Annotated in this window: 18 protein-coding genes; 8 read left to right on the top strand and 10 right to left on the bottom strand. The window is 53.7% G+C overall.

Features of this window, described 5'->3' with window-relative positions:
* The 6 genes from tssG to tssA form a co-directional block, all read right to left on the bottom strand.
* Window positions 1-1,002 (bottom strand): type VI secretion system baseplate subunit TssG, encoded by a 1,002-nt coding sequence (tssG, locus tag JSY17_RS02100; RefSeq protein ID WP_206401291.1) that lies wholly within the window; start codon window positions 1,000-1,002, stop codon window positions 1-3.
* Window positions 966-2,753: a type VI secretion system baseplate subunit TssF gene (gene tssF, locus JSY17_RS02095; RefSeq protein ID WP_206401284.1), complete on the bottom strand. Its 1,788-nt coding sequence runs from the start codon at window positions 2,751-2,753 to the stop codon at window positions 966-968. Before tssF ends, tssG begins: the two co-directional genes overlap by 37 nt.
* Before the next feature lie 126 nt (window positions 2,754-2,879).
* Entirely contained in the window at window positions 2,880-3,287 is a 408-nt protein-coding gene (tssE, locus tag JSY17_RS02090) for a type VI secretion system baseplate subunit TssE (RefSeq protein ID WP_206401278.1), read from the bottom strand.
* A gap of 27 nt (window positions 3,288-3,314) precedes the next feature.
* Window positions 3,315-4,790: a type VI secretion system contractile sheath large subunit gene (gene tssC / locus JSY17_RS02085; protein WP_117180787.1), complete on the bottom strand. Its 1,476-nt coding sequence runs from the start codon at window positions 4,788-4,790 to the stop codon at window positions 3,315-3,317.
* A 26-nt stretch (window positions 4,791-4,816) separates the two neighbouring features.
* Complete coding sequence (gene tssB / locus JSY17_RS02080; RefSeq protein ID WP_117187157.1) at window positions 4,817-5,323, bottom strand: type VI secretion system contractile sheath small subunit; 507 nt, start codon at window positions 5,321-5,323, stop codon at window positions 4,817-4,819.
* A 33-nt stretch (window positions 5,324-5,356) separates the two neighbouring features.
* Window positions 5,357-6,904, bottom strand: coding sequence for a type VI secretion system protein TssA (gene tssA, locus JSY17_RS02075; RefSeq protein WP_206401275.1), 1,548 nt, complete (start codon window positions 6,902-6,904; stop codon window positions 5,357-5,359).
* 546 nt (window positions 6,905-7,450) lie between these two features.
* Between tssA and JSY17_RS02070 the strand changes: the two genes are divergently transcribed.
* The 3 genes from JSY17_RS02070 (at window position 7,451) to JSY17_RS02060 (ending at window position 10,721) form a co-directional block, all read left to right on the top strand.
* Complete coding sequence (locus JSY17_RS02070; protein ID WP_122370710.1) at window positions 7,451-7,966, top strand: Hcp family type VI secretion system effector; 516 nt, start codon at window positions 7,451-7,453, stop codon at window positions 7,964-7,966.
* Window positions 7,967-8,047: 81 nt separating this feature from the next.
* Window positions 8,048-10,060 carry a type VI secretion system Vgr family protein gene (tssI, locus tag JSY17_RS02065; protein WP_206401404.1) on the top strand — a complete coding sequence of 671 codons (2,013 nt, stop codon included), beginning with the start codon at window positions 8,048-8,050 and terminating at the stop codon, window positions 10,058-10,060.
* Window positions 10,061-10,145: 85 nt separating this feature from the next.
* On the top strand, window positions 10,146-10,721 hold the full coding sequence (locus JSY17_RS02060; RefSeq protein WP_122370695.1) for a GNAT family N-acetyltransferase: 576 nt from the start codon (window positions 10,146-10,148) through the stop codon (window positions 10,719-10,721).
* Window positions 10,722-10,726: 5 nt separating this feature from the next.
* On the opposite strand, the gene JSY17_RS02055 is transcribed toward JSY17_RS02060, so the two are convergent.
* Both JSY17_RS02055 and JSY17_RS02050 read right to left on the bottom strand, forming a co-directional pair.
* On the bottom strand, window positions 10,727-10,999 hold the full coding sequence (locus JSY17_RS02055; protein WP_117167670.1) for a hypothetical protein: 273 nt from the start codon (window positions 10,997-10,999) through the stop codon (window positions 10,727-10,729).
* Window positions 11,000-11,160: 161 nt separating this feature from the next.
* Window positions 11,161-12,726, bottom strand: coding sequence for a TerC family protein (locus tag JSY17_RS02050; RefSeq protein ID WP_117167671.1), 1,566 nt, complete (start codon window positions 12,724-12,726; stop codon window positions 11,161-11,163).
* Window positions 12,727-13,369: 643 nt separating this feature from the next.
* Here JSY17_RS02050 and JSY17_RS02045 point away from each other — a divergent pair.
* The 5 genes from JSY17_RS02045 to JSY17_RS02025 all read left to right on the top strand — a co-directional run bounded on the left by JSY17_RS02045 (window position 13,370) and on the right by JSY17_RS02025 (window position 16,256).
* A complete protein-coding gene (locus JSY17_RS02045) occupies window positions 13,370-13,651 on the top strand; it encodes a hypothetical protein (protein ID WP_117167672.1) in 282 nt (93 codons plus the stop codon).
* A 121-nt stretch (window positions 13,652-13,772) separates the two neighbouring features.
* Window positions 13,773-14,114: an FKBP-type peptidyl-prolyl cis-trans isomerase gene (locus tag JSY17_RS02040; RefSeq protein ID WP_117180792.1), complete on the top strand. Its 342-nt coding sequence runs from the start codon at window positions 13,773-13,775 to the stop codon at window positions 14,112-14,114.
* Window positions 14,115-14,239: 125 nt separating this feature from the next.
* Window positions 14,240-14,467: a hypothetical protein gene (locus tag JSY17_RS02035; protein ID WP_117180793.1), complete on the top strand. Its 228-nt coding sequence runs from the start codon at window positions 14,240-14,242 to the stop codon at window positions 14,465-14,467.
* A gap of 42 nt (window positions 14,468-14,509) precedes the next feature.
* Window positions 14,510-15,214, top strand: a complete 705-nt coding sequence (locus tag JSY17_RS02030; protein WP_200998582.1) for a YoaK family protein — start codon at window positions 14,510-14,512, stop codon at window positions 15,212-15,214.
* Between the two features lie 79 nt (window positions 15,215-15,293).
* Window positions 15,294-16,256 (top strand): class I SAM-dependent methyltransferase, encoded by a 963-nt coding sequence (locus JSY17_RS02025; RefSeq protein WP_122371765.1) that lies wholly within the window; start codon window positions 15,294-15,296, stop codon window positions 16,254-16,256.
* Window positions 16,257-16,317: 61 nt separating this feature from the next.
* Here the strand turns inward: JSY17_RS02025 and JSY17_RS02020 are convergent, their stop codons facing one another.
* Entirely contained in the window at window positions 16,318-16,650 is a 333-nt protein-coding gene (locus tag JSY17_RS02020; RefSeq protein WP_117187152.1) for a DUF2790 domain-containing protein, read from the bottom strand.
* A 142-nt stretch (window positions 16,651-16,792) separates the two neighbouring features.
* The gene (locus tag JSY17_RS02015) at window positions 16,793-17,122 is read right to left on the bottom strand and encodes a DUF2790 domain-containing protein (RefSeq protein ID WP_206401274.1); all 330 of its coding nucleotides are present in this window, start codon (window positions 17,120-17,122) and stop codon (window positions 16,793-16,795) included.
* Window positions 17,123-17,171: the final 49 nt, after the last annotated feature.

Raw genomic sequence — 17,171 nt, 5'->3', positions numbered from 1 at the left:
TTAATGACTATTCAGAGTGACGAGGCCATCGGCCTGTTCATGTCCGAGCCAACTGCTCCAGCCCAGATGGCAACAGTTCGAATTGCCAATACGCAGCTCTCTGATTTCGTCCTGGCGCAACTCCAGGCGAATGTCGTAATCCAGTTGGTCACGCAAGGTAAAACGCACCAGTGCCGCAAGAGATCCAAAGCCGGAACCGATGGGCAGGAATTCGTGAAAACGATCCCAGCCAAGTTGCCTGATATGAATACGAAACTTGCCGCCCCGATCACAGACCCGCTCACCCAGTACTCCATCTTCACCGAGGCGGCTATTGAGCCTCCCCAGAAAACTGCGTTGTCGTTCCACAATAACAACCGAACGTTCCATACATTGTTCAATAAACAGGCTGGCATGTTTGAAGTAATAACGCAGAACAGACTCTATCAACGCCGCTGAGTGAGCACGCAAACTCAATAAGCCGAGATAGGGAAACAAACGTTTCCAGTTGAGTTCTTCAGTACTGCGAACTTCCTCACCCGCCAGACCTATCAGTGCAAAAAGCTGACTTGAAAACGGGTCCTGCGCCCCATTCGTAAAACTGGCGTCATAACGATATTTGCGCCAGACCGGAAAAATAAGTCGATGCAATCGATGATGAAAAACATCCAGAAACGAACGGGTGGTTTTCGCTGACATACTGTCGCCCAGCGCTTGTTCACTATAAAAAGCAGGTAACGGTGAACTGCTTCCAGACAAACTTGAGAGATTGAGTGTGAGTCGTGCCCGTTGCTGTCCGTATTCTTCAAAAAATTGCAAGGAATCAATATCGCTACCAGGAAAGCCCATGCCCGGGTTGGCTTGAAACTCCAGCAGGTCCTGGACACTCTCCGCATCAATATCCGGATTGGCTTTCCGTAGTTGCTCGATAATCAGAGGTATGGCCTGAAACAGAGAGTATCGGCGTATTGTCTGACTCAGACGTTTCAGATCAGAGGCTGAAGTCCCATTCGTGGAGTCCATTCGTATACTTCTCCCTGGGTACTCTTTACATGCAACTCATGAAAAGAGTTGAGGCTGGCATAAAGAGCAAAAAACTCGTTAAGTACCGAGGCAAAGACAAACAGGCCTCCTTCTCCGGCACAACCTTGCGTATCGATCAGCAATTCCGTTTTCAACCCGCGAACAGGAAGACCTCGATATAAATGGTCGACGGGTTCATGACGAATGGATTTGAGGCCATTTAAAAGCTGCTTGCTGACTCGCTCTGCCTGTTGATCGTAATGACGCGGAAAATCATATGTTTCCAGAATGCATTTCAGCGCCGAGACATTGTTCAGCGACAGATAATTCAAGGACATATTGCTGATCACCCGCCACAGAAACTCTTTATGAAGCGGTGGAGCAAAGCTTCGTGTCGCCGGGGTGATATTTCTGAACTTCAGAAAATCGGGCGTTTCCTCGCAAGGCCTGCAAATGCCGCCCACGGCTAGCTGCAAGGGCAGATCCTGATGGGTACAGGTCAACTCCACAGAAATGGTTTCATGCTGACTGGTCTGACGACCATCGAAGCTCAAGTATGTATCCAGGCCATCATGCAGCGGTGAAGGATGCTGACGAATGCTGTAATAAGGCCTTGGATACTGAACATCGAAACTGGGGTCGTGCTCGAATGATTCAAACAGCACAAATTCCTGATAACCCAGGCCTCCAGGCTGCCAGCCTGTAACCTTGTCGACCGAAAAGATCCCGCATGTTCTTGAGTCCTGCTCACCCGCTAGCACCCTGTATTCGTCCTGAGTGCCTTCAAGACGAATAGGTAATGCATCCTGCTTGAACAGATTCACGACAGGTGTGCAATACAGCCTGATATTCTGCAAGGTCGGTCGCAGGCGCTGAATATCACTCTTTACAATCTCAAAGGATAACTCTACGCCCCGCACCTTCTCCATGATTTCCGGCGCAAGCGAATTTATTACATCAAGGCCCAACACATCAACAAACAGATATTTCTCTTTGAATACAAAATATTCCTGCAGATAACGATACCCCCGGAAAGTGTTCAGCGGATAAGGAACAAGAGCCTCCTCCTCTGCAAACCCCACCGGCCGCACTCTATCGACAGGTAGATTGAAAGATACTCTGTCATTACCCGCTATCACAAAAGAATTACCATCCGCATCCAGTGGTATCAGACTGATCTTTTCGAGATTACGCATCACCCCCAGATACAACATCTGACTGATGTAAGGCTCTCCGGCAAAATGCAGGCGCAACCGACTCAGTTCAAGAGCGCCCATATGCCCGTCACCATTGATTTCAAGACGCAGACCGAGCAATACACCGCTGCCATTTGCCGAGTAACTCAGTGCACTCAGCCGCAGCGGCAATACAGCCGTTTCGTAGCAGGTACGGAAGTGACAGACGGATCCTTCGACCGGGATACTTTCCACAGGAGTTCCACGGGCAACTACCACACCGGCTCCCGAATACTCCAGAGGTTCGAACTGCAACATGCTGACCGCTGGAAATGGTCGCATATAATTCGGCCACAATAATTGCATCAATGAATGAGTAAGTTCAGGTAACTCGTCATCCAGCTTTTGTCGCAACCGACCGGTCAGAAATGCAAAGCCCTCCAGCAGCCGTTCAACATCCGGATCCTGTCCGGCCTGCCCCAGAAAAGGTGCCAGTGCAGGATGACGCTCGGCAAAGCGATTTCCCAATTGACGCAAGGCCGTCAATTCACTCTGGTAATAGGTATTAAAAGACAAGCGTTATCCACCTGATTAGTGCCTGAAAAGCACCCACATACAAAACATGACCTGAATCCAGCCGCACATACTCCATCAACATATGCCCTGCAACATGAGCACACCCGATTGGAAGTTGACTGACACTTAACTTATATCGACTTTCCCGCCACCACCCAGACTTGCAGTAAAACAGACAGCACGTTTCACGTTTTCCACAAGCAGAAAACCTTCAATGGAAAATCGCAATTTCAACTTTCCATCCTCTGGCGGCAGGGATATCACACGCACTTCGGACAACCGAGGCTCACAGGTTCTGATGAGAGCCTCGATAGCCGAGCGAGACCGGGCATGAGTGTCATGCAGGCTCATGCGCATGTCATTCAAATCCGGCAGCCCATAATCAGGCTTTGTCTGCACGCTTCCCGCCCGGGTGCCGAGCATCTTCGCAAGATGAGCGGCCACCGAAGCGATGACGCACTCTTCGCGACTCAAACCGTTACGGCTCCTGGTTTCACCGCCAAGGCGCTCGAAAAGGCTACCGTAAGGATTCATGTCCGAGCGCCTGCAACGTGCATCCGGTTACTCCTTGTCCAGCTTGCCGACCAGGGAAAGCGTAAAATCCGCGCCCATGTATTTGAAGTGAGGGCGCACATTCAGGCTGACCCGGTACCAACCCGGCTCACCTTCAACATCACTGACGGTAATCTGCGCAGCACGCAATGGACGACTGCCACGCACATCAGCGCTCGGGTTTTCCTGATCGGCCACGTACTGACCAATCCACTTGTTCAGTTCAAGCTCAAGATCGGTACGCTCTTTCCAGGAGCCAAGCTGTTCACGCTGTAACACTTTGAGGTAATGCGCCAGGCGGTTGACGATCATCATGTAGGGAAGCTGAGTGCCCAGTCTGTAGTTCAACTCGGCCGTCTTCCCTTCGGCACCGATACCGAAAAACCTGGGTTTCTGCACAGAGCTGGCGGAGAAAAAGGCTGCGTTATCACTTCCCTTGCGCATGGTCAGTGCAATGAAGCCCTCTTCGGCAAGCTCGTACTCACGACGATCGGAAACCAGCACCTCGGTAGGTATCTTGGTTTCGATCTCACCCATGCTCTGGAAATGGTGCAGCGGCAGATCCTCGACAGCACCGCCACTCTGAGGGCCGATGATGTTCGGACACCAGCGGAACCTGGCGAAACTGTCAGTCAGGCGGGTGGCAAATGCGTAGGCCGTATTGCCCCATAAGTAATGCTCATGGCTGCCGGAAACGTTTTCCCTGTAGACAAACGTCTTGACCGGGTTCTCTTGCGGGTCATAAGGGGTACGCAGCAGAAACCGCGGCACGGTCAGGGCACAGTAGCGAGCGTCTTCCTGCTGGCGAAAACTTTGCCACTTGGCGAATTGCGGGCCATCGAAGTGGTCTTTGAGATCCTTCAGATCAGGCAAGCCTGTAAATTGCTCAAGGCCAAAGAAACCGGGACCGGCAGCAGCAATGAATGGCGCATGGGCCATACAGGCAACACTCGACACATATTGCAGGGTTTTCACGTCAGGCGAACTTGGCGAAAAAAAGTAGTTGGCGATGATTGCACCAACCGGATTGCCACCGAACTGCCCATATTCAGCGGTGTAGACATGCTTATAAAGGCCTGACTGCATGACCTCTGGCGAATCTTCAAAATCATCCAGCAAGTCTTGTCGGGATACATTCAATATTTCGATTTTGATATTTTCACGAAAATCCGTGCGATCGACCAGCAATTGAAGACCGCGCCATGAAGCTTCCAGCGCCTGAAAGTCCTTGTGGTGCAGAATCTCATCCATTTGCTGGCTAAGCCGTGTATCGATCTCAGCGATCATACGATCAACCAATGCCTTTTTCACGGGTTCCTGGCTGTTGTGTGGCTTCAGAAGTTCCTCTATGAAAGCCGCCACTCCCCGCTTGGCAATATCATAAGCCTCGTCACCGGGGACCAGTCTTGTTTCGGCGATAATCCGGTCAAGAATCCCATACTCTACAGCGTTGTCGTTTTCTGACCGTAGCGCTTCAGCACTCATTAGATTGATTTCCTTATACGTAAAACTCAGGCGTTTTCCGAGGCAGCAATATCCAGCCCCAACTCACCCAATACACGATTACGGGATTCGGCATCGGCAAGCACACTTTCAATCGCCTTGCGAAAGGCAGGCACATTTCCCAAAGGTCCCTTGAGTGCCATAAGGGCATCCCGCAGTTCCATGAGCTTTTTCAGTTCGGGAACCTGTTCTACCAGACTGGCCGGATTGAAGTCCTTGAGTGAACGGACACGGATATCGACCCCCAACTCTTCGTGGCCGTCGGATTCTTGAAGGCGGTTGGGCACATTCAAGGAAAGTGTCAATTCCTGTTTTTCCAGCACGGCATCGAAATTGTTTTTATCGATGCTTATCGCTTTACGATCTTCCAGTTTTCGCTCATCGGAACGCTGTGTAAAATCACCCAGCACCAACAGTTTCAAAGGAAGTTCAATCTCTTCCCTTGCGCCTCCAATAGCAGGTTTGAAGGTGACATTTATACGTTCCTTCGGCGCGACAGAGCCTTCTCTTGCCATACGTTTTTCCCTTACCGTTATAGCCTTCAAGGCTTACTCAAGTAACACCTCGAGATCGAGGTGACAAAGCCTGCGATATATTTCATCCTTGCGCTCTCTTACCACGTTGTTTTGTGGCAAGCACTCATAGCAGCTATTCAATGTGTGCAAAACTTTCAGGGAAAGCTCAGGTTCCCATGCGTGAAATCCTGAATCCTGTAAATATTGATCCATTATTTCCAGCTGACTTCTGGCGAGTTCATACTTCCTGGCCGAATAACAGAGCTTCGCCAGAGCAAACTGCCAATAAAAGCGCTCTCGCTGACTCTGAGCACTCTGCAACTTCTGTTTGAGCATCTGAACAGCGGACTTCAGGCCATCGCCGCGCAAAATCGATAACGCCTCTTCAAGCACGACATCCCACTCAGGCTGAACAACACTTTCTTCAGGGGCATCATCAACAGTTTCAACCTGAAGATGAGGCATGACCTGCTCATTTATCCAATTATGCGTATCATCATCGGCAAAGGGTGATCCATCCTGGAATTTCAGGTCGCAGACTCCTGGAAGACGCTCCAGAAACAGCGCAAGAAGGATTTCAACCTCCCGCATTGCCGACTCTGCTCTCAACGCCCGTAAACACTCCCATACCAGCCGCTGCCCATCCAACCAGAAAGGCGTCTGCGCAAGGCTGGCTTCGACATCAACGACCAGATCCGCATAATGTCCTTGCTGAAAACGCTCGGCATAGGCATTCAACTTATCGGCGGACAAACCATGCAATGCCGTTATTTGCATGACATTGCAATCAGGTACTTTGTCGACGGACAACCAGAACACCGTACGACTCAGACGCAAGGCACGGACATCCGTAGCTTTCTGACGCAACCACCAGGCACATAGTTTCTGCGCACTTTCCTGCTGTATCTTTAATGCTTTATATGCATCTTTTTCATTTTCAATGGTGACATCACTTTTAAAGATCCTGGCAGCAACCTGCTTTACCTGAACAACCAGATTCTCTGTATCGGCTTTGCTTTCGACTGCACGCTGCACCATAACGGCAAGCCTGCGGCGGACAGGTAACAGCAGCGGAGCCTCATCACCCAGGCAACTCGCCAGCAAGCTGTCCAGCTCTTCAAGCCTTTCAACCAGCTTTTGAAACAGCGGTAGCTGAGTAGTAACGGATACGTTCTCGACAAGTACCTGTTCAAGCCTTGGCACCAACCAGTCAAATGCAGCCGTTCGGGTTCGCAACTTGCGGGGATAAAGGACCTGCCAGCGATGCGTGCATAAATGATGAAGCAAGTTAATCCCCGCCAACAAGCCGGGAAATGATTCACATTGATACAAAGCCCAGGTCAACCAGACCGCAACACGAAGATCCTTTGAGCACTCACGCAGAATATGTTCACTGAGTTCACGAACTTTCAACCAGTCGACCTGAACACTCCCCTGCATGGCATACACCTTGCTCAGTTCCCCCTCAACAGCCTCAAATTCGCTTGAAAAGCGAATATCTTCACCTTCTGGGCACTGCTCGGAAACAGGATGATTGACAAGTTCAAGATAATGAATGGAAAGCTTGTCCTGATAACTCATCAATCAACCTTCATCCCTGAAACCACTTGTCGAATCGCAAACACACAAACTTAAAAAACCCGCAGACAGGCTGCAAAATCACGAGGCGCACACTAGCCCTGAACAAACCCTTTAACAAGCAAGAAAGACGTACACCTTAAACTTTAGGAATTTTCCTACAGACACGAAGAGAAAGGCACTACAACAACCACTACATATGCATTACCGCTATTCAGAACAGCCGACATCCTGAGAAAAACTCATGCCCCCCTTGCAATAAAGCCATCATGCGCAAAATCCTGCACAGCACAGTGCAAATAAATCGCTCAATAAAACCCTGAATCCCCCAGAAATAAACGCATTGAGAATGGGCACACATTAAATTGCGCAAATGCGCAAAATCTTGCGCAGTTCGGGCATTGAAAACATCTGCGCCAGCAACTAGCAAAAAGCCAACCTACTGTTTTAAAAGAAAAAACAGAAACTGGCATATTTCTTGGTATTAGCCAGATCGTTCCATCGGCGAAATACGCTGTCGGACACTTATTTTTTGCAAGGAGAAAGTCAATGGCTACACCTGTTTACATGTCCATCAAAGGCTCAAGACAAGGTCTGATTACTGAGAAAGCCTCTACGTTTGAATCAATCGGGAACATCTATAAGAAGGAGCATGAAAATCAGATCATGGTCCAGGCCGTCAGCCATGTGGTCACGGTTCCGTGTGATCTGCAGTTAAGTCAACCTGCGGGTACACGTATTCATAAACCTCTGTGCATTACCAAGATATTCGACAAATCTTCCCCGATGTTGCAGGCAGCATTGGCTGGCGGCGAAAATCTTCCCGAAGTAGAAATACATTGGTACCGGATTGCCGACGGCGTGCTAGAGCATTATTACACCACCACCCTGGTAGATGCCGTCATCGTGGAAATCAAAGACTACATGCTCAACAACCAGGATTCGTCCAATGCGGGCCATGCCCACTTGCAAGACGTCCACTTCACCTATCGCAAGATAACGTGGAACCATCTGAAAGCCAAAAGCTCCGGGTCTGACGATTTGCGTGCTCCAGTCATAGCCTGACTCTGAAGATACTCACCCTGTCGATTCAAAAGAATCGACAGGGCTCACGTTGGTGCTCATTCAGACATGGAGTAATACATGATGTCCGCATCCGCCCATCAGACGCATTTCAGCCTGCACCTGCAAGACGTCAAACACGACTTTCAGGTACTGGCCTTTACCGGCACAGAAGCCATCAGCCAGCCCTTTGCCTTTGAGCTGCAACTGGTCAGCGAAGATCCGGCGCAGGACCTGGACAGCCTGATCAATCGCCCGGCCTTTCTGCAGTTCGGCCCTGACGGCATTGGCGTGCATGGCCTGATCGACCGTATCGCCCAAGGGGATTCACGCAAGCGGCTGACCCACTACGCCATGACCCTGCGACCGCACCTGGCGCACCTGAACCACCGCATCAATCAACGCATCTTCCAGCAGCAATCCCTGCCGCAGATCATTGCCCGAATCCTGCAGGATCACGGCATCCTTGCCGACCGCTATCACTTCCAGCTCGGCCTGCCCTACCCCAAACGCGAATACTGCGTGCAGTACGACGAGTCGGACCTGCATTTCATCCAGCGCCTCTGTGAAGAGGAAGGCCTGCACTACCACTTTCAGCACAGCCGCACGATGCACAAGCTGGTGTTTGGCGACGATCAGACTGTCTTTCCCAGACTTACGTCCCTGAGCTACCGACAAGACAGCGGAATGCTCCCCGACGAGCCGCTGGTCAACCGCTTCAATGTGCGCCTGGAAACCCGCAGCACCCGCACCACGCGGCGGGACTATGACTTTCAGAAACCCCGCGTAGCCCTGGAAAGTACACAGGATCAAGCGATCCTCCCGGACCTCGAGGATTACGATTACCCCGGCCGCTTCACCGACCGGGAGCGCGGCAGCCTGCTGACCAGACGCGCCCTGGAGCGCCATCGCCATGATTACCGCCTTGCCGAAGGCCAGAGCAACCAGCCCGCCCTGCTCAGCGGTCACTTTCTCGACCTGACCGGGCACCCGCAGACCAGCTGGAATCAACTCTGGCTGCTGACCGAAGTACGCCACGAAGGCCGCCAGCCGCAGGTGCTGGAAGAAGCCGCTGGCCATGAACCACAGCCTGCCTGGCAGGGCTATCGCAACATCTTCCGGGGTACGCCGTGGGATGCCTTCTACCGCCCGCCCCTGCGCCATCCCAAACCCCGCATTGCCGGCAGCCAGACGGCCATGGTCACCGGGCCGCAGGATCAGGACATCCATTGCGACCGGCATGGCCGGATCAAGGTGCAGTTCCACTGGGACCGTGAAGGCCAGCAGGATGCCAGCAGCAGTTGCTGGTTGCGGGTCTCGTCCGGTTGGGCGGGCAACCGCTATGGCGCTGTCGCCCTGCCACGGGTCGGCATGGAAGTGCTGGTGACCTTTCTGGAAGGCGATCCCGATCAGCCCTTGGTGACCGGCTGCCTGTACCACGCCGAAAACGTCCCGCCCTACACCTTGCCCGAACACCGCACCCGCAGCGTGTTCAAGACCTTGAGCAGCCCCGGCGGCGGAGGCTCCAACGAGCTGCGCATCGAAGACCGCAAGGATCAGGAACAGATCTTCATCCACGCCCAGCGCAACTGGGACCAGAGCATTGGTCATGATCAGAAGATCCATGTCGGCCATGAGCGTCACGACCGGGTCGAGGCCAACAGCTACAGCGAATTCAGGGCCGAGCAGCACTGCACCGTCAATGCCGACCGCAAGGTCGAGGTCAGGGCGAACGATCACCTGAGCATTGCGCAGGTCCAGCACATCAAGGTCGGCGTGGCACAACTGGTCGAAGCCGGTGAGGAAATCCACATCAAGTCCGGCGACAAGCTGGTGATCGATGCGGGCATGGAACTGACCCTCAAGGTCGGCGGCAGCTTTATCAAGCTCGATCACAGCGGCGTGAGCATCAACGGGCCGCTGGTCAGGACCAATGAAGCGGCCTGTCCCGGCATTGGAACGCCTGCAACCCCCTTGTTACCGGGCTCCTTGCAAACGGCAGATACAGACAAGCCTGGACAACTGCTGGCACAACCGCAATTTCTGGCACTGAATCGCAAGCGGGCTGCGCGTTGCGAGGTATGCCAGGAATCATAAGGGTGCAAAACAGTCTGGGGCTCAGGCAAAATCTACCCGCCTGATACTGGCGAGCCACATGCTGTATGCCCTTGCAAGGACCCTTATGATTCAGATTCGCCCCATGACCCGCGACGACTTCGATATTTTCTGGCCCACGTTTCAGGCTGTCGTGGTGGCACAGGAAACCTATGCCTATGATCCGGCACTGACTCGGGAACAGGCGCGCGCTCTGTGGATGGAATTGCCCTTGCATACGCTGGTCGCAGAAGAGGATGGTCAGTTGCTGGGCAGTTATTGCCTCAAGGCCAACGCCGCTGGGCCCGGAAGCCATGTCAGCAATTGCGGCTACATGGTGACCGAAGCCGCACGCGGACGTGGCGTGGCCCGCCTGATGTGCGAGCACTCCCAGCAACTGGCCCGTGAAAGCGGCTTCCTGGCCATGCAGTTCAATTCGGTGGTGTCCACCAATGAGGCGGCGGTTGCCTTGTGGAGCAAACTCGGCTTCGCAACCGTAGGGCGCTTGCCACGCGCCTATCGCCATCGGCAGTTGGGACTGGTGGATTGTCTGGTGATGTTCAAATGGCTGATCGATGAGCCGCAAGCCCAGGAACCTGCACAGCCAAAGCTGATCGGACGCAAGAATATCGAATCCGTGGTGTCCCGCCCCAAACGCCGCTAGCCTGCTCAGTCCTTGACTTCGTTAAGGGAAAACCTTCGCCCCTTGGTATCGCGCACCTCGGCACCGACGATATAGGCGATGGTTTGCCCGTCATGATCAACCAGACGCTGCGGGGTTCCCAGGCTCAGGGTGCCGATCTCGCCGCTCCAGTCGCGGCGTGGATCATGCTCCAGATAGGCATAGACCTTGCGTTCCCGAATACGCCAGATCGGGTAGGCCTTGCGGGTAGAAACGACGTCATAGGTCAGGTTGGGATTGAACAGAAAGGCAGTGGCCATGGCAGTCTCCGTTTGTGGACGTGGTTGACTGCAGGTTGAAACCACAGGGAATGAGGCAGGATAGACCAAGCATCGCTGACCGTGCAGGCTTGCCTGACCACCGACAGCAAAACGTGGACAGAGCGGGTTAAAAGCCCGCCCTGCCCAGCGTTCATAGACGTTTAAGAGGTTTGCGCATCAGGCTGCCTTTGCAGCAGAACCCGTGTCACACGGCGCTCCTCGACACCGACAACCTTGAGTTGCCAGCCTTGCCAGTCAAGGTTGTCACCGATCACCGGCAAACGATCCAGAAGACTCATGACCAGACCGGCCAGCGTCTGGTAGTCATCGGTGGCCTTGGCCTGAAAACCGGTCCGTTCACGGATCAGGCTCAGGTTCAAGGCACCCGAAACCAGGAAGTCCTCACCCTGCGGCACGATATCCGGCCCTTCCACTTCACTGGCATCGGGCAGTTGACCGGCGATGGATTCCAGAATATCGGTCATGCTCAGGACACCGATGAAGTCGCCGAACTCATTGACCACGAATGCGATGTGAGTCGACTCTTTGCGCATCTGTTCCAGAGCATTGAGGATCGTGAAGTTATCCAGCAGGTTGATCGCCTTGCGGCTCATCAGGCGCAGGTCCGGTTCGTTACCCGCCAGGATTTCCTTCAGCAGCTCCTTCTTGTGCACGAAGCCTAACGGCTCATCAATGCCAGCCTCGCCGATCAACGGCAATCTGGAATATGACGAGTGCATCAGCTTGAGGCGGATTTTCTCTGCATCGTCACCGATATCGATGTAGTCGACCTCGGTCCGCGGCGTCATGGCAGTACGCACCGGGCGCTCGGCCAGTTGCAGGACCCCGCTGATCATGACCCGCTCGCGACGGTCAAAGACCGGCTCGGTGCCTTCGCCCTCGACCATCTCGATGATTTCCTCGTCAACTTCACCGGCCTCCAGCTTGCGTCCGCCCAGCAGACGCATCACCGCATGGGCTGCGCGCTCACGACGCGGCAGATGACCATGAGCAGACTTCTTGCTGCGCTTGCGAGCAATCTGGTTGAACACCTCGATCAGGATCGAGAAGCCAATGGCGGCATACAGATAGCCTTTGGGTATATGGAAACCCAGGCCTTCTGCAGTCAGGCTGAAACCGATCATCATCAGGAAGCCCAGACACAGCATGATGACAGTCGGGTGGCTGTTGACGAACTTGGTCAGCGGTTTGCTGGCAACCAGCATCAGGCCGATGGAGAAAATCACGGCAATCATCATGACCGACAGCTGTTCGACCATACCGACCGCAGTGATCACGGCATCCAGCGAGAACACTGCATCCAGCACCACGATCTGCGCCACGATAGGCCAGAACATGGCATAGGTGGCATTACCGGCACGCTGGCTGACATGGCCTTCAAGTCGCTCATGCAACTCCATCGTGGCCTTGAACAGCAGGAACACACCACCGAACAACATGATCAGGTCACGTCCGGAGAAGCTGTGGCCGAAGATCTCGAACAGCGGCTCGGTCAGCGTCACCATCCAGGAGATGCTCGCCAGCAGGCCAAGTCGCATGATCAGCGCCAGGGACAGACCGATCACCCGAGCCTTGTCACGCTGCTCGGGAGGCAACTTGTCGGCCAGGATGGCAATGAACACCAGGTTGTCGATACCCAGCACCAGTTCCAGCACAATCAGGGTAAGCAGGCCAAGCCATGCCGTGGGGTCAGTAATCCATTCCATAGGAATCATTCAGTCTCGTGCAAAAAGTAGCGGGAGGATGTCATCGGCAGAATCAAGCATGCACTACGCAGCGTTACCGGGCTTGGCTCGGTAAATCCGGTGGGCAAAAGGCTGACGGGGCGAACACCCTGCAAGAGAGTGAAGAAACCAGTGCTTGAATGAAGTGATCCACTCGATAACGAGGCGTGGGCACGCGAGCAGATAGAGGGTGTAGATGAAGCAGAGCGACCAGGAGGCTCCTGAGGGGTATTCATATGATCCTGAAAATTAATGCGGGATGAGATCCTACAATAGAAAAAGATATTTCACCCGTCGAATAAGTATTACAAAGATTGACTTGAATCATGGACAAGCTCCCGGCAGCGACACTATGTCGCACGCCTAAAGGCGACCAGTTGTCTGAGGACGGCGACCAGACGGTAGCTGCTGCTCTCCATTTGTCTTAAAATGTTGGAATATCGTCAAGCGAGTGCGAAATCGAACATGGACAACCAGCCTGGGTTGTCGCGAAATCCCACATGACTTGAACAGACTTATAAAAAGAAAGCCCGTCCCCGACGGGCTTTTTGCGTTTTCAGCTTTTGCTTTGCGGCCCACTGAGCCGTAAATCCAGCTCCGTTTTCCGATATTGAGGCTATTTCCAATGCTGCGGCTTGTTGTGATTCATCTGTTCCAATGGTTCAAACGTCTTTCCTCGGTGCTTGCGTCCCGCCGCTCTGCAGACACCCCCTACTCCCGTGATTTCAACCGTGAAGACGAGCAAGGCCGCTGGACCTTCATCTCGATCTTCATCGTGCTCACCTTGAGCCTGTATTGCCTGGCAGGGCTTGGCTACTACGCCAAGGTCAACGTCTGGGATCACTTTACCGAAGAGCAGAAGGCCAATATCGCCCAGGCCATGGTGATCAGCACACAGAATCTGTGATGCCACGCTCTGCAACTACCGGACGGGGAAGTGAAAACTTCCCCGTTTTCGTTTGCGCAACTTGCCACCCAAGGGCTTTTCTGCGAGAAAGCAGCCCCGACCACCACAGGACAATCACACCATGAGCAACGAACTGGAGATTACCGACCTGCATATCGGGGACGGCAAGGAAGCGGTCAAAGGAGCCTTGATCACGACCCATTACACTGGCGTTCTGGACGATGGCACCGTCTTCGACTCATCACATGAACGCGGCAAGCCATTCCAGTGCGTGATTGGGACCGGCCGGGTCATCAAAGGCTGGGACCTGGGCCTGATGGGAATGAAGGTGGGCGGTAAACGCAAGCTCTTCGTCCCGGCTCACCTTGGCTACGGCGACAGAAAGATGGGCGCTCATATCCAGCCCGGCTCCAATCTGACGTTTGAAATAGAACTGCTGGAAGTCCTGACCCGCGACGATTGATCACCGGCAACGGACTGCCTGCCTTTCCTTCATGACTGTCAGATACCGCCCGCGGATTGCTTGTTACCGTAGAAAAAGCCATTCTCTGGGCATGGAGTTCATACATTTATCTGACAGGAACATATATGGCTCTCAATAAGCCGACCCAGGAGCTGAAGCGGCACCTGAAGGGCACGGCCTCCAATCTCGAAAAAACGGCAGATGAAATTCTCAAGCTCGCCTCTGACATGAAAGATGTCGATGTGACCGCCATTCTGCAGTTGGTCAATCGGCTCTACGGCGATGCCGACCAGCTCAAGGCTTATGCGGACGAGGTCAAGGCGAAAAGGATCGTACGCACCAAACCGCAGTGAACACGCCCCTCGCAACGCACGGTCTGCTCCAGAGAGTCATCCATGTTGCCAACTGCCACCAAGATCAACACCAGCTCCCGACACCTGAGCATGCAGAAATGGCGTGGCAGGGTCGGTATGACATTGGCGGCCAGCCTGTCAGTACTGGCCGGCATGACCGACGCAATAGGCTTCATGGCCACCGGGGATTTCGTTTCATTCATGAGTGGCAACACCACTCGCCTGGCCGTTGCCATCAGTGACGGGGACTCGGGGACCACCACCCGCCTGATACTGGCAATTGTGGTCTTTATTGCAGGCAATGCCCTGGGCGTCATCGTTGCCCGTCTGGGTGGCAGACGCGCCCTGCCCTTGCTGCTCAGCGTCGCGACATTACTCTGTGCTGCTGCGGCCTGGCCGATGGATACGCATATTCTGGCACTTGTCTGGGCCATTCTGGCCATGGGCATGCTCAATGCCGCTGTCGAACAGGTCAATGGCCTTCCCGTTGGCCTGACCTACGTGACCGGTGCGCTGTCACGTTTCGGACGTGGCCTGGGGCGCCGGATGCTCGGTGAGCGCCGAGATGGCTGGCGGATTCAACTTGTCCCCTGGGCAGGCATGTTCATCGGGGCCGTCATCGGTGCCGTGCTTGAACGACACATGGCTCTCAACGCGCTGCTGGTCAGCGGCGTACTCTCAGCCTTGCTGGGGGTTGTATCACTGAAGATCCCCCATCGCTGGCAACGCCGCTATATGCCACGCTGACGCAACTGCATTGCTATTCCATTTCAGCGTCGCTTGAAATGCGTTTACCATACGCGCCCTTTCACTGCCGACCCTTGTCATGACCCCTGATGCGCTTGCCACCCTGCAACAGCACGTACTCGATGCCTTGAGCAGCGTGCCCGATGAAACCCGTCGCCTGTTTCATGGACGCGGCAGAGTGTGGCCGGGGCTTGAACACATTACCGTCGACTGGATGCAGGGTGTGGTGCTGGTCTCCCTGTTTCGGGAGCCACTGGAATCAGAGCTGGAGGCACTGACCCGACTGCTGCTGGAACTGACGCACTCCCCTCAATGGCAACAGAGCCAGGCCCATACGCTGTTGCTGCAACATCGCTATCTGCCACAAAGCACCATGCAATGCCTTCTGGGCGAGTTGATGGACGAATGGGTCATCACCGAGAACGAACTGCGCTACAAGGTGGATTTCGGCAAGAAACAGAACAGCGGTCTGTTTCTGGACATGCGTTATGGCCGCGAATGGGTTCGTTCCCAGGCCAAGGGCAAGCGAGTGCTCAATCTTTTCGCCTATACCTGTGGCTTTTCGGTCGCTGCCATTGCCGGCGGTGCCGATCATGTGGTGAATCTGGACATGGCCAAGGCAGCATTGAACCGTGGCAGGGAGAATCATCGGCTCAATGGCCATGATCTGAGCAGGGTCAGCTTTCTGGGCCACGATCTGTTCAAGTCATGGGCCAAGGTCACGCGCTCGGGCCCTTATGATCTGGTGATCATCGACCCGCCGTCATTCCAGAAAGGCAGCTTCATGCTCGACAAGGATTATCAACGGGTTCTGCGTCGCTTGCCGGAACTGCTGACCGAGGATGGAACGGTGCTGGCCTGTATGAACGATCCGGCTGTCGGCACGGATTTTCTGATCCGGCACACAGCGGTTGAAGCCCCGGAATTGCGCTTCGAGCAACGCCTGGAAAATCCACCCGAATTTCCCGATGCCAGTATCGAGGGCGGCTTGAAAGCTCTGGTATTCAAGGCTGACGGTGAGCCCCGGGCCGGATGGGCGTAGCCGCCAGGAATGCAATAAGCGGCTGGCGCATATGCACCAGCCGCTTATTGGTCTACAGACATCAGTTTCTACCAGCACACTCAGTTATTGCCTTGTAACTCAGTGTATTGAGATCGCCTTGCGAGTCTTCATAAGTCATGAACTTATAGTTGATCCCGCAATCGCCAGGCGCCGGGGTCTTGATCACGACCTTGGCAACATCCAGCTTCATTCCGTAGGCATAGTTCTGTATGACAGGAACGGGCTTCTGTGTCTTGGCCGCATATTCCTCGACCTTGGCCTGGTGTGCTTTACTGCGCTCTTCACTGTCCCGCAAGTCCGTTGTACTGAACGCATACGAAGTCAGTGGCGAAACAAGTGCAAAGGCAAGAACGGACAACTTTAAAGCTTTCATCTATCGTCTCCTGTTTAATTGAAACTCAATGTAGCAATACAGTCACTCGACGAAAATATGCCATCCGGCATACTTTTAAGCGCCAATTGTTTCTGTTTGTTTTCCTCTGTAAAAACGTGGTTTTCAGACCAGTACGTGACCATCAGTTCTTGCCGGCACAATCGCTCAAAACCTTGTAGCGCAACGTATTCAGCTCGCCCTGGGAGTCTTCATACGTCATCATTTTGGAGTTGATACCGCAGGTCTTGGGCGCTGGCGTTTTAACGACCACCTTGGCAATGTCCAGTTTCATGCCGTAGGCATAGTTCTGAATTTTCGGAACTGTCTTTTGTGCCTTGGCTGCATAGTCCTCGACCTTGAGTTGATGCACCCTGCTCCGCTCTTCACCTTGAAGATCCGCAGAGCTGAAAGCATATGAAGTCAGTGGCGAGGCAAGTGCAAAAGCAAGAACAGACAGTTTGATAACATTCATCTTCCGATTCCTCTTGAGTGATGACTCACTGTAGCAATCAGACACTTTC

Origin of the sequence: Pseudomonas capsici, from assembly GCF_017165765.1 — a bacterium.
Lineage (GTDB): Bacteria > Pseudomonadota > Gammaproteobacteria > Pseudomonadales > Pseudomonadaceae > Aquipseudomonas > Aquipseudomonas capsici.
The sequence above is the reverse complement of the archived record's forward strand: the minus strand, read 5'-3'. Positions and strand labels throughout refer to the sequence as shown.